Genomic DNA, 13611 nt, shown 5'->3' on the forward strand with positions numbered 1-13611 from the left:
ACAGGCTCAGCCCGAACGAGGGTGTCGCAAAACCTACTACAAGCCGGTAATCTGTATATTCAAGTAGCTTTACCGGCTTCAGCATGACGACAAGAACTCAAATAAAAATTAATACTGCTCCACAGCTCGATATTTTTTCAGGTACAGCCAGTAGTTCTGATCACAAAAAACAGGATGAATCCAAAAGATCAGCCAACAAAACAGGCAAACGACGTTTTGTTGCTCCTGACCCCAACGCAATCACTCTTGGCAACACTAACCTGAAAGAGCACCTTGAACTAACCGGTCAAAAAACACCTTTTACCGTTGCATCCCTTCTTGATGAACAGGACTGGTCTGATTTTGAGCAAAGGTATGCATTAGAAGGACGTCCTCCTTATTCACCCCGTAATATGATGGGTTTGATTCTCTATGGCATTATGCAAGGCATTACCTCGTTGAGAACTCTGGAACGATTAGCCCGTGTCGATCTTGGCTGTATGTGGGTTACCGGAGGGATTTTTCCAGACCATGCCATTATTGGTCGCTTCATCAATATGCACAGCGAGTCCATGACCGGTGCTTTCTTTGAAAGCCTGACACGAGCCGTTCTCAAAAAAACAGACTCCGATGGAAGTTGTCTGGCTGGTGATGGGACCGTTATAGAAGCCGCTTGCTCAAATTACAACCTGATGAAGCAGGAAGCTGCGCAACAGGTGCATGAAGCAGCACAAACGCAAGCTGACAACCATCCAGATTGCCCTGAAAGCCAAAAGAATCTGGAGATGGCCAGCAGTGCTCTCGAAGCAGTCGTTGAACGCAACGCGAAGCGAAAGAAGAACGGTAAGTCAGAAAGTGCTGTCGTAAGCCCTACAGAGCCTGAAGCTGTTGTCCAAAAGATGAAACGGGGGCGAGGGTACACAACGAGTTACAAGCCATCCGTATTAGCTAATAACAAGCGGGTGGTACTGGCTCAGGCTGTAGACCCTACCAATGAAACTACTGTCGTAAATCCAATGCTTGATCAGTCAATGCAGATCACGGGTAAACCAGTCGATGAAATGCTATTGGATGCTGGTTATTTTAATGATGAAGTCATTGCAACCAGTCTGGAGCACGATATCAGCCTGCTATGCCCTGAGGGTAAAGAACCAGGCAAACCCAAAGAATCCAAAAAGTTCCAGAAGGGACATTTTTATTACGATGAAACCAATGACGTTTATCGTTGCCCTGCAGGAAAAGAGTTGACTCCCATTGGTAAGATAAAAGGGAGCGCTCGCACAAAGGAGCAGAAGATATATGGCAATGGGCCTTGCGAAGGCTGCCTTCTCAAAGATAAATGCACGAGCAATAAGAAGGGGCGGCGCATAAAGCGCTATGCAATGGATGATGCTAAAGATGCACTGAGGCAGGTTATGCAGCATCCGAAAGCCAAAAAGTCTTTCAGCAAAAGGAAGGCGATGGTTGAACCTGTGTTTGCCTATTTACGGGATGTACAGGGATTAAACCGCTTCCGTCGCAAGGGGCTGGAAAAGGTTAAACTGGAATTTGGTTTGCACTTGCTGGCTTACAACTTGAGTAGGGCTGTAAAGGCCAATATTTACGCTATTTTATGGTACAACTGGCTTCTCTGGGCGTTGTTTGAGAAGTGTCACCCATTTATAGAAAAAATGGACAGCTGGGAAAGAGTCCCAATGAAGTGTCATTCTACACCGAGCAAAGCGCCTCACTGGGTTTGAATTTTGGCTTTTAAGACACCCTCGAACGGGAGGGGGGCAAATAAGGAAGTTATTTACGGACTATTCCTAAAGCATTTCGAAGAATTGCCGCTGGACAAGGATACTGTATTTTTATACAGTATCCTTAATCTAAACCTGACAGGAGAGGGCCATGTCTATTACCCCCATGTGGCGAGTTGACCGGGACGGAAGCATGTTTACAGACAAGAAAGCCGCTGAAGAATACGATCGGATGCTGGAACTGGCTGCGAATATCACCAGCCTGCTGGAAGATCGCTTTGAAATCAATGAAGACCTGGCTGAAGAAATTGGCCTGATGTTCGCCAAAAACAAAGAAGCCTTTGCCAAAGCCTTTAAAGGCAAACCAGACCTGATTCTGGAAATTGGCAACAGCTCTGAAGCAGATGACACCGGAGATGAAGCCGCAGCCTGAAACAGGCCTACGCAATTTCCGACACACCAGAGCGGAACGCCCTAATCCGCTCTGACACCTGCCCTCCCTCCCATTTTACCTCTCAGTTTCAGGCATTTACTTTTATCAATTCCCCCTGATGTACTGCAGATTCAGCTATATATAGCCCTGTGCGACTAAAAACCCCATCTGCTCTCAATGATTCAGAAAGACGGGTTTTTACTAAAAACGGCGGTGCTGTTCGTCATTTTTCTCGTTATCAGACCGAGACTATACTGAACCAGCCCGCCAAGTAGCACTTGTACTGGTTGCTAATACAACCAATTCCGCTAATATAGCGGCCTTTTTGTCTGGCAAGGTATGTAGTCACGACATGACGAGCTTCGTTCCTGGACAGCGCTGGATCAGTGACACCGAAACTGAACAAGGGCTAGGTACCGTTCTGACTTTCGATAGTCGCATGGTCACCCTCTTGTTCCCCGCCACCGGTGAAACCCGGCTGTACTCCATAAATAACTGCCCGCTTTCAAGGGTACAATTCAACCCTGGCGACAGGATTGAAAGCCACGAAGGCTGGACCATGACGGTGGCGGAAGCCATCGAAGAAAATGGCCTGCTGCTATATAAAGGTATGCTGTCCGATGGTAAGCCCAAAGCGCTTCCCGAGTCGGAATTGGGCAACTTTATTCATTTCAACAAACCTCAGGACAGAATGCTGGCTGGTCAGATTGATCAGAACAGTAATTTCTCCCTGCGATACAAAACACTGTTGATCAATTGTCGCCTGCGCAGCTCTCACATGAGAGGACTCGTAGGTGCCCGAACCAGCCTGATACCTCACCAGCTGCACATAGCCCGTGAAGTCTCAGGACGCCACGCCCCCAGAGTGATGCTGGCGGATGAAGTCGGAATGGGTAAAACCATAGAAGCCGGCCTTATTCTTCACCAACAGTTGATCACTGAGCGTGCCAGCCGGGTGCTGATTCTGGTACCGGAGACACTCCAGCATCAGTGGCTGGTCGAAATGCTTCGACGCTTCAACCTGCACTTCAGCCTCTTTGATGAAGAACGTTGCCGTGCGATTGAAGATGAAAACCCGTTCAACACTGAACAGTTGATTCTCTGCAGTCTGGACTTCCTGAGCCAATATAATGATCGCTTTCAGCAGGCTCTCGAGGTCGACTGGGATCTACTCATCGTCGATGAGGCTCACCACCTGATCTGGTCAGAAGAAGACCCCAGCCGTGAATATCAGGTGGTGGAAACACTGTCTGCCCAGATTCCCGGGTTACTGCTGTTAACCGCAACCCCAGAACAGATGGGACCAGAAAGTCATTTTGCCCGACTTCGCCTGCTGGACCCGGATCGTTTCCATGATCTGGCCACCTATCAGGAAGAGGAACAAAGCTATGAGCCTGTGGCAGAATCGGTTCAGGCTCTGCTGGAAAATGACCACCTTGCTGACACAGCCTGTCAGCATCTGATCGGCTTTCTGGGACAGGACTGCCAGCCTCTGATCGAACTGATCAACAGTGGCTCTGATGAACAGAAAGAAGCGGCTCGCGAGCAACTTCTGCGTAGCCTGCTGGACCGTCATGGCACCGGTCGAGTGCTGTTCAGAAACACGCGGGCTGCTGTAGGAGGCTTCCCGGGCCGGGTTGTTCAGGGCTATGCCCAGAAACTGCCCGAGCTGTATCAAATTGCCCAGGAAGAAGAAACAGAAGTCCGTGGTACGCTTTACCCTGAGTTGGCCTATCAATCACACATTCGTGTCGATGATATGGACCCCTGGTGGAAAGTTGATCCACGTATTGACTGGCTGATCAACCTGCTAAAGCTGCTTAAAAAGCAGAAAGTGCTGGTTATTTGCGCCAACGCCAATACCGCTCTGGATCTGGAAGACGCTTTGAGAATCCTGTCAGGCATTCCCACAGCCGTATTCCACGAGAACATGAGCATTGTGGAAAGAGACCGTGCGGCAGCCTGGTTTGCAGACGAAGAGTATGGCGCCCAGGTGCTGGTTTGCTCCGAAATCGGCAGCGAGGGTCGTAACTTCCAGTTCGCCCACCACCTGGTGCTGTTTGACCTGCCTGCTCACCCTGACTTGCTGGAACAACGCATAGGACGCCTGGACCGTATTGGCCAGACCGAAACCATCAAAATACATGTTCCGTATATTGAAGGAACCGGTCAGGAATTAATGTTCCACTGGTATGATCAGGGACTCAATGCCTTTGCTGATACCTGTCCATCAGGCAGCATGGTCTTTGAACAGCTGGGCGAAGCGTTCACAGAAGCATTGGCACCGGAAAAGAAAACGACACTGACTGACATTCAGCCTCTGATCGAAGAAACCGCCGAGCTCAATGCAAAAATGAATGAGCATCTTCACAACGGTCGGGACAGACTGCTGGAAATCAATTCCCGTGGCACCCTGTCCAGTGAAGATCTGATCAATGACATTGAAGAACAGGAAGAACCCAGACAGCTGAAACGCTATATGGAAAAACTGTTTGAAGGCTTTGGTGTTGAGTCAGAAGATCATTCCAAACATTGCCTGGTTGTTCGCCCCGGCAGCCACATGGTGACCTCTTTCCCTGGCCTTCCGGCTGACGGGATTACTGTCACCTTTGACAGGGATATGGCACTTTCCCGGGAAGACATGCACTTTCTGACCTGGGAACACCCAATGGTTCGGGACAGCATGGAAATGCTGCTCACCAGTGATATGGGTAACACCTCGGTAGCCCTGTTGAAAAACAAGGCTCTGAAACCCGGTACCATGCTGCTGGAAGCTATCTATGTGGTAGAAGCCACCGGTGAGAAAAAGCTTCAACTGGATCGATATCTGCCAGCGACACCGATTCGCTGTCTGATTGACCCCGGCATGAACAACCTCTCGGAGAAAGTGGCCTTTGACACACTGAATGCACAGCTGCAACCCATCAAGAAAGGCATGGCGAAAAAGCTGGTAAAGGCACAACGTGAACCCATCCTGTCGATGCTGGGCAAAGCCGAGCAAGCCGCCAAGGAACAGGTTAATCCTATTGTGACTGAAGCCTGCAAAACCCTGCTGAGTAATGTCACGGAAGAGATCAAGCGACTGGCAGCTCTGAAAGCAGTGAACCCGAACGTACGTGATGAAGAGATTGAACATCTCAAACTACGTGCAGCATTGGGTCATCAATGCCTGCAGAATGCCATGCTAAGACTGGATGGTCTGCGATTGATGATTGCGGGTTAAAACGACCCAACATCGTATCCGCTTTAAGGAAATGCAGCTCTCCCGCTGCATTTCCTTCTCCCCTTTGAAGACCTTATGACTAGGAGGCTGACCGAGAATAGACAGCCCGGCCTAAAATCCAGAAAGAACGGCCATCTTTTCCACTGAATTTGCTTAAATAGGTCAACTATTCGCATAAATTCAGTGAAAAAGCTGACTCGTTCTACTGAATTTTATGCTCGGACGCTATTCTCGGTCAGCCTCCTAGAGCTCTACCCCCCTTGCCTCAAATTTTTCTGACATTGTAGATTTTATTAAAGGGTTCAACACCTACCTGGAAGTACCGTTGACCGAGCCCCAATAACTCTGATTGACCATAAAAAAAGAGCCGCAATAATCGGCTCTTTTTTGAATGCCATGTCAGAACATGGCATCTACTTTTTATAAAAGCCCGGCTCACCTTCCGGCCGAGTCTTGAAGCGGCGATGCAACCACATGTACTGATCCGGATTTCTTCTTACCTGTTCTTCTACGAACTGATTGACTCGGGTCGCATCCTGCAGATCATCCCCCTGTGGGAAATCCTTCCAGGCTTCAAACACTTCAAGAACATACCCTTCGGAGCCGGGTTTGCGGGTCACGACCATGGGCACGACCCTGGCCTTACCCATTTTGCTCATCCTGGAAGTGCCTGTCACCGATGCCGTTTGAACACCAAAGAATGGGGCAAAAACACTTTGCTTAGGACCATAATCCTGATCTGGAGAGTACCAGACTGTCTTCCCCTGCCTCAAAGATCGCAACATACCTCGTACATCTCTTCTCCCCAGCAACCGGCTCCCCCGGTCATAACGCAAACGTTGTCGCCTCTGCATGTATTCAAAAACAGGGTTCTTGTGCTCCCGATAAGTTGCGTCAACACTCTGTCTGAGCGTAATCAGGGCACCCGAAATTTCTATGGTGGTAAAGTGTAGAATCAGCAGCAGATTTCCCTGTTTTGACTCTGATTCAAGATGCTCCAACCCTTTATACGTCACTAGCCGCTCAAGACGCGCTCTTGGCCACCACCAGGCCATCAGCACTTCCATCAAACCAATGCCGACCGACTCAAAGTTCTTCTGCAACAGAACTTCCCGTTCAGCTTCACTCATACCGGGAAAACACTTTTCAAGATTCACCCGGGTGATGCGTACCCGGTTGCCACCAAAGCGAAGTAAAAGTCGACCAATAAATCGTCCCAGACGCACCATGACAGAAAAAGGCAAAAGCGCCACCAGAGCGGTAAACCCCAACCCAAGCCATACCAGCCAGAATTTTGGTTTCAGGTAGGACCACAGAAAACGATCCGCTTCCGTAGTATTTTTTAACTCATCCGACTTCATCAATTCACCAGAAACCCTTTTTCATTAACTCTGCTAAAGCAGCCAACTTATTCAAACCACCCTGAGTTGAAAAGGTAGCCAACCTCTGAGCGTGACAATAGCCATTGAGTCTGAAAGTGCTGCATTTTCATACTGTACATTGCGCACTGACGCCCAATTTCATATTAATAAGCATTAAATAACAAACTAACTTATACGCCCTGAACCCTATTATCTCAGGTGCTCTGGCTCAGGTCATGTCTCTCATGGACTGGGCTACTGTAAAGGCACTTGAGATTTCAACCATATGAACATAATCTGAACGCTCGAGCGGAGTGATAGGCTGGAAGCCTGATCAAAAGGTTTGTCTTTCCACTGGCCCGTCAGCTGCACAAGGATCCACTGACACACTGCCGTTACTACCATGAATTCAACACTGACCTCAAAACAGTCATCTGCCGCTTTCCAGCTGAAAGGCGGCATTTATACACTGACTACGCTTGAATTGCACAGCAGCTGCCTGAGCAGCCTCAGCCAGCAGTTGAAGGCGATGTCAGAAAAAGCTCCGCACTTCTTTCAGCAAACACCCGTAGTGTTGGCTCTGGAGAAGTTACCGGCAGCGATTGACGCCCACACTTTGACCGCCATTGCCGGCCGTCTCAGAGAATCCGGAATGATTCTCGTCGCTATCAGAAGCAGTGAACAGTATAAGCTTTCAGCAGATCGAGCAGGTGTAGCATGGTTGCCCTCTCAGAAGGCACGCCCTGAAAAAAATGTCGTCATGATGAAACAGAGCGAACAACCGATCCCTGTTGAAAGTCATGAGTCTGCTCAGCCCTCCCAGAAAAATGAAACCGTCTCCGAGCCGATGCCTGGTGCCTCCGCTTCAGAAACACGAATTATTGAACAACCTGTTCGCTCCGGCCAGCAAGTCTATGCACCGGGTGATTTGATTGTTCTTTCACAGGTCAGTCCAGGTGCAGAATTGCTGGCTGGAGGGCATATACACGTCTACGGCCCTTTAAGAGGCAGAGCTCTGGCCGGGGTGAAGGGCAACCCCAAAGCAAGAATTTTTTGTCATCGCTTCGAGGCCGAACTGATTTCCATCAGTGGTCAGTACAAACTAACCTGTAAGACGGAACAATCTTCCTGGAGCCGCCACTGGGGTAAATCTGTTTTAATAAAGCTTGCCGCAGATCACTTGCACATCAGCAGGCTTTAATAAATACTTGAACAACGATCACCACTGCGAGCCTGTTTTTTTAAAAACAGCTTCTAACTATTCACAGGATTTGAACTTGGCACGCATAATAGTTGTAACGTCAGGAAAAGGCGGTGTTGGCAAAACCACAACCAGCGCTTCATTTGCCACGGGTCTGGCCATGAAGGGACACAGAACCGTGGTGATCGACTTTGATGTAGGGCTGCGTAATCTCGACCTTATTATGGGTTGTGAACGCAGAGTCGTCTATGACTTGATTAATGTCATTAATGGCGAGGCGGCACTTCATCAGGCGCTGATTAAAGATAAACACACTGAGAACCTCAGCGTGTTACCGGCCTCTCAAACACGGGACAAGGAAGCACTGACCCGGGAAGGCATTCAGGCCGTTTTTGATGAGCTGGCAAAAGATTATGAATACATCATCTGCGACTCCCCTGCTGGTATTGAACACGGTGCGCTTATGGCCCTGTATTTTGCCGATGAAGCCATCATAACCACTAACCCGGAAGTCTCTTCCGTCAGAGATTCAGACCGCATTCTGGGCATTTTGCAAAGCAAGTCCAGACGCGCCGAACAAAATCTTGATCCGGTCAAAGAACACCTGCTGCTGACGCGCTATAACCCCACCCGGGTTGAAATGGGCGACATGCTCAACGTTGAAGATGTCCAGGAAATTCTCGCCATCCCATTACTGGCCGTGGTTCCTGAGTCCAAAGACGTTTTGAAGGCATCAAACCACGGTGTACCGGTCATTCATCAGCAGGCAACCGATGCGGGTCAGGCTTACAATGATATGGTCGCACGCTTTCTTGGGGCAGAACTTCCCCACCGCTTCATTAATGCCCCTAAAAAAGGCTTCTTCCAAAAAGTCTTCGGGAGTCGCGCATGAGCCTCCTGCAATTTTTTAAATCCAAACAATCAGAATGCAGCGCCTCCGTCGCCAAGGAGCGACTGCAAATTCTGGTAGCCCATGAGCGCCTGAGCCGTTCAAGCCATGATTTTTTACCGGCTATGAAACAGGATATTCTTGATGTCATCGAAAAATATTTTCAGGTGGCAGACAACACTATTTCTGTCCGGCTCGACAATGAGGGTGACTGTTCAACCCTCGAAGTGAATGTTCAGTTACCGGAAAACTCCTGATACTCCCGATCACCAGCCCTGCGTATAATCCCTCTCAAATGCAGGTACAGATAACCTCTGTACCTGCACCTGTTTTGCATCATGAATGAAAGGGTCTGTAAAACTTGCTGATAACACTTCTCATTTCGATGAGAATAGACCGGCTTTTTTACAACCGTGGCATCACTCATCACACACAGCTGATTCATGAGCCATTTTCGGAAAATACCGTCCGTTTTAAAGAATGATGAAACAACGTCATACCAGACGGTATTTGCATAATAACCATTACCTGAAGCACTGACACACAGCTGATGACCAGAAGTAGTAAGCATTCATTTCCGTATTTAGCAGCTCTCCTGCTGCTCTGTTTTTCCCCCTTCAGCCTAGCTGCTGGAAAACCTGCACCCAGAGTCACCTCCGTCGTAGTTCAGGAAGAGAGTATCGAAAGATCTCTTACTGCTATCGGCTCATTAACCGCTAACCAGTCGGTGGATATCAGCCCCCAGATCGATGGCCGGATTGTCAGCCTGAAACTGGCAGAAGGCGGTAAAGTCGAACAGGGCAGTACACTGATCAAAATGGATGATCGTGAACAATCGGCCAAAGTGTCTGAAGCCAGAATTTCATTGAAGGATAAAAAACGACAGCTTGACTACATGCAGACACTGTTCAAGCGCAAGGCTGTTTCCCAGGACGAACTGGAAGCCATGCAAGCTGAGGTCGATCGCCTGAGAGCCCAGTTAAGTGCTGAAGAAGCCATTCTTGATCATTACACCATTGAAGCCCCTTTCAGGGGTACACTGGGTTTCCACGAAGTCAGTCTGGGCACTCTGATTAATACAGCCACGGTCATCACTACGCTGGACGACCTGAGCAGCATGAAACTGACCTTTGAGCTCCCCGAAAACACTCTGAGCAAAATCCAGCCGGGCTCTTCCATAGCTGCGACCACTGAAGCCTGGCCTGATGTCCAGTTCAGTGGGGTCATTGAAACCATCAACCCACGTATTGACCCGGTTAACCTGACCTTCAAGGTTCGTGCCACTCTGGGTAACAGTGACCGCAAACTTCGCCCCGGCATGCTGATGAGAATTGATGTAGCAGGCCCCACCACAACCGCTCTGGTTGTCCCTGCCCGGAGTATTCTGTTCAGCGGCCACCAGCGATTTGTCTACGTTATTGATGATGAAAGTATTGTTCATAAACGCGAAGTAAAAACAGGCAAGACCCTTGGAAATCAAATTGCCATCCGTTCTGGACTCGATGCCGGTGAACACATTGTTGACGAAGGCATCATCAAAGTATCCGATGGCCGACAAGTATCGCTACCCCAGGAAAAGCAAGTGGTAGACACAGGGACAAAAACGGAGAAGTCATCGGAGTCCCGCTCATGATGCTTTCCGACTTGTCGGTCAAAAGACCTGTCTTTGCGACAGTGGTCAGCTTGTTGCTGGTGACATTTGGTATCGTCACTTTCCTGATGCTCCCCATTCGTGAACTCCCTGACACAACCTCACCCAAAATCAGTGTGACCACCACTTATGATGGCGCCTCTGCTGAAGTGGTCGAATCCAAGATCACCAATATCATTGAAGATCAGCTGGGTGGCATCGAAGGGATAAAAGCCATCGAAAGCAGCAGTTCTCACGGCAACTCCCGAATTAATATCGAGTTCACACCTGACAGGGATATGGACAGCGCCGCGAATGACGTCAGGGAAGCCTTGTCGCGAGTCACCTGGAGAATGCCTGACGAAGCAGAATCGCCAGTGGTCTGGAAAGACGACGGTAGTGGTGAATCGATTCTCATGATCACCCTCAAGAGTGACCAGATGTCACCTATTGAGCTGACAGACTATGCCCAGCGAACCCTTCAGGATCGTCTGGGACTGGTCGATGGAGTCAGTTCGGCAGAAATCTTTGGTATTCGTGAATATGTCATGCGGGTGGAGCTCGATCCTGTAGCCATGGCAGCCCGACAGATTACAGCGTCTGATATCCAGCTGGCTCTTGAACGGGATAATGTTGAATTGCCTGCCGGTGAACTCAACAGCGATCAACGCAGTTTACAGATTCGAGTGATCCGCGATTACAACACAGTGGACGACTTTCAACGCATGGTGGTCCGTCAGGACGGTAGCTCTACTGTTTACCTGTCCGACGTTGCCAGCATCCGGACAGACGCCAAAGACACTGAAAGCCTTGCCAAGGCCAATGGCCAGAACGTAGTAACGCTTGGCATTATTCCCCTCTCCAGTGCCAACCCACTGAATGTGGTCAAAAATGTCAAAGCAGAACTTGAAGCATTTCGTCCTTTCCTACCAGAAGGGGCCAAGTTAAGCACGACTTACGACGCTTCTGTATTTATTGAAAGCGCCATTAACGAGGTGTATCAAACCCTGTTTATCACAGTGGGTCTGGTTATCCTGGTACTTTACATTTTCCTGGGAAATGCCCGTGCCACACTGATTCCGGCTATTACGGTGCCCGTTTCCCTGATCAGTGCCTTCATTGTTATTTATGCACTGGGTTACTCGATTAACCTGTTAACACTGTTAGCCCTGATTCTGGCCATTGGTCTGGTGGTCGATGACGCCATTGTGGTTCTGGAAAACATACACAGACACCTGGAAGCCGGTACTCCCCCTCTGGCAGCAGCCTGGAAAGGTGCCCGGGAAGTAGGATTCGCAGTTATTGCCACTACCGTAGTACTGGTTATGACCTTTGTTCCCATCGTCTTTATGTCCGGCACCATTGGGCGACTGTTTTCCGAATACGCTCTGACATTGGCAGGCGCTGTTGTTTTCTCCAGCCTGATCGCCCTGACCCTGTCGCCTATGCTCGGCTCCAGAATACTTAAATTAAATGTTAAACCCTCCAGACTGAATCAACTGACGGAACGTGGCCTTTCCCGAATGGAGCAAGGTTATGAACGCTGTCTGAAAGTATTTCTGCGCCATAAATGGGCCGGTGCAGGCATTCTCGCAGGGTCACTGGCTCTTTCTGCCCTGATTTATCCTTTAATCCCTCAGACCTTCACCCCACCGGAAGACCGGGGCGTAGTATTTGTGATGGTCAAGGGACCTGAAGGGGCCAGCTATCAAAGCATGGAATCCAGTATGCTGGACATTGAGTCCCGTCTGTTGCCAGAGCTCGATAACGGTCCATTGCAGTTTATGTTTATGCAAACGCCTGGCTGGGGAGGCCGGGGCAATAACACCGGTATGTTAATTGTCGGCATGGACGACTGGGAAGACCGTAATATGTCAGTCTTTCAGCTTGCTGCAAAAATACGACAACTCACTTCAGATATTCCAAATGTATCGGCATTTCCTGTCATGCGTTCATCCATTGGTGGCCGCTCTCAGGCCCCCATTCAATTCGTAGTGGGTGGCGGATCATTCGACGAACTGGTTGAGTGGTCGGACTTGCTGCAAGAGAAAGCCAGAGAAAACCCAGGGCTGACGGACCTGGATCTGGATTTCAATCAGAACCAGCCTCAGCTGGAAGTCAGCATTAATAAGGAAAGAGCCCAGCAACTCGGTGTATCCGCCGAAGAAATTGGCTCCACACTGGAGATAATGCTGGGCGGTGTCACTGCCACCACCTTCATGGAAAGGGGCGAAGAGTATGATGTTTATCTCAAAGCCCCTGACAATACTTTCCATACTGCCGAAGACCTGGCATCTATGTATGTAAGGTCTCACACCACCGGAGCACTGATCAGGCTGGACAATCTGGTCACCGTAGAAGAAGTGGGTAAGGCCTCACAATTGCGTCACTACAACCGAAACCGGGCCATCACTTTATCAGCCAGTCTTCAGGACGGTTACTCCATTGGCGAAGCTCTGGATTATCTGGATCAGTTAGTGGTTGATCACCTTCCCCAGGAAGCCACAGTAGACTACAAAGGTGAATCTTTGGACTACCGCACTAATCAGAGCTCTATCCTGATGATATTTGGTTTGGCCATGCTGATTGTCTATCTGGTACTGGCGGCACAGTTCGAAAGCTTTGTACATCCACTCGTTGTTATGCTGACGGTACCACTGGGTCTGGCTGGTGCACTGGCCGGATTGTTGCTGGCCGGTGAAACGCTGAATATATACAGCCAGCTGGCCCTGATCATGCTGATCGGTCTGGCCACCAAAAACGGCATTTTGATTGTTGAGTTTGCCAATCAGTTGCGCGACCAGGGTCTGGCCTTTGAAAAAGCTGTGATTGAAGCTGCCCGCTTGCGCTTACGCCCTATACTGATGACGGCACTGACCACAGTAGCCGGCGCGGTCCCCCTGCTACTGTCTACTGGAGCAGGGGCTGAATCGCGCTTCACTATTGGTGTCGTAGTATTCTGGGGCGTACTGATCTCCAGCCTGCTGACTATTTTTGTCGTACCCGCTATGTATGCACTGCTGGCAAGAAAAACGACATCCCCCGAACATGTCAGTCAGCAACTGGAGCAACAGCTGAAAGAAGCTCACTGACAATTAATTGTTAACGGGTGACATCAAAGGTTATACAACACCGCTCGCTCTGAACTTGTCGAAG

The 13611-nt window shown here is 49.4% G+C and carries 9 protein-coding genes; 8 read left to right on the top strand and 1 reads right to left on the bottom strand.

Going from position 1 to position 13611, the window contains the following annotated elements:
* Nucleotides 1-83: 83 nt before the first annotated feature.
* From GZ78_RS13010 to rapA, 3 genes are all read left to right on the top strand, one after another.
* Nucleotides 84-1718, top strand: coding sequence for an IS1182 family transposase (locus GZ78_RS13010; RefSeq protein WP_051785764.1), 1635 nt, complete (start codon nt 84-86; stop codon nt 1716-1718).
* 151 nt (nt 1719-1869) lie between these two features.
* Nucleotides 1870-2151, top strand: a complete 282-nt coding sequence (locus GZ78_RS13015) for a YebG family protein (protein WP_034836824.1) — start codon at nt 1870-1872, stop codon at nt 2149-2151.
* A 352-nt stretch (nt 2152-2503) separates the two neighbouring features.
* Nucleotides 2504-5374: an RNA polymerase-associated protein RapA gene (gene rapA, locus GZ78_RS13020; RefSeq protein WP_034836828.1), complete on the top strand. Its 2871-nt coding sequence runs from the start codon at nt 2504-2506 to the stop codon at nt 5372-5374.
* Nucleotides 5375-5787: 413 nt separating this feature from the next.
* Here rapA and lpxL read toward each other — a convergent pair whose 3' ends face one another.
* Nucleotides 5788-6735, bottom strand: coding sequence for an LpxL/LpxP family Kdo(2)-lipid IV(A) lauroyl/palmitoleoyl acyltransferase (gene lpxL, locus GZ78_RS13025; RefSeq protein WP_051786153.1), 948 nt, complete (start codon nt 6733-6735; stop codon nt 5788-5790).
* A 403-nt stretch (nt 6736-7138) separates the two neighbouring features.
* On the opposite strand from lpxL, the gene minC reads away from it, so the two are divergent.
* From minC to GZ78_RS13055, 5 genes are all read left to right on the top strand, one after another.
* On the top strand, nt 7139-7936 hold the full coding sequence (minC, locus tag GZ78_RS13030) for a septum site-determining protein MinC (protein WP_034836831.1): 798 nt from the start codon (nt 7139-7141) through the stop codon (nt 7934-7936).
* A 76-nt stretch (nt 7937-8012) separates the two neighbouring features.
* On the top strand, nt 8013-8828 hold the full coding sequence (minD, locus tag GZ78_RS13035; RefSeq protein WP_034838177.1) for a septum site-determining protein MinD: 816 nt from the start codon (nt 8013-8015) through the stop codon (nt 8826-8828).
* Nucleotides 8825-9082 (top strand): cell division topological specificity factor MinE, encoded by a 258-nt coding sequence (minE, locus tag GZ78_RS13040; RefSeq protein WP_034836834.1) that lies wholly within the window; start codon nt 8825-8827, stop codon nt 9080-9082. The genes minD and minE overlap by 4 nt, the downstream gene beginning before the upstream one ends.
* Before the next feature lie 293 nt (nt 9083-9375).
* Nucleotides 9376-10458, top strand: a complete 1083-nt coding sequence (locus GZ78_RS13050; protein ID WP_051786154.1) for an efflux RND transporter periplasmic adaptor subunit — start codon at nt 9376-9378, stop codon at nt 10456-10458.
* Nucleotides 10455-13547, top strand: coding sequence for an efflux RND transporter permease subunit (locus GZ78_RS13055; protein ID WP_034836841.1), 3093 nt, complete (start codon nt 10455-10457; stop codon nt 13545-13547). Before GZ78_RS13050 ends, GZ78_RS13055 begins: the two co-directional genes overlap by 4 nt.
* Nucleotides 13548-13611: the final 64 nt, after the last annotated feature.

The organism is Endozoicomonas numazuensis (genome assembly GCF_000722635.1).
GTDB lineage: Bacteria > Pseudomonadota > Gammaproteobacteria > Pseudomonadales > Endozoicomonadaceae > Endozoicomonas_A > Endozoicomonas_A numazuensis.

Coding starts and splice junctions, on each gene's coding strand:
- minE (WP_034836834.1), top strand. CDS start 8,825: ATGAGCCTCCTGCAATTTTTTAAATCCAAACAATCAGAATGCAGCGCC.
- minC (WP_034836831.1), top strand. CDS start 7,139: ATGAATTCAACACTGACCTCAAAACAGTCATCTGCCGCTTTCCAGCTG.
- GZ78_RS13050 (WP_051786154.1), top strand. CDS start 9,376: ATGACCAGAAGTAGTAAGCATTCATTTCCGTATTTAGCAGCTCTCCTG.
- rapA (WP_034836828.1), top strand. CDS start 2,504: ATGACGAGCTTCGTTCCTGGACAGCGCTGGATCAGTGACACCGAAACT.
- GZ78_RS13055 (WP_034836841.1), top strand. CDS start 10,455: ATGATGCTTTCCGACTTGTCGGTCAAAAGACCTGTCTTTGCGACAGTG.
- lpxL (WP_051786153.1), bottom strand. CDS start 6,735: ATGAAGTCGGATGAGTTAAAAAATACTACGGAAGCGGATCGTTTTCTG.
- GZ78_RS13010 (WP_051785764.1), top strand. CDS start 84: ATGACGACAAGAACTCAAATAAAAATTAATACTGCTCCACAGCTCGAT.
- GZ78_RS13015 (WP_034836824.1), top strand. CDS start 1,870: ATGTCTATTACCCCCATGTGGCGAGTTGACCGGGACGGAAGCATGTTT.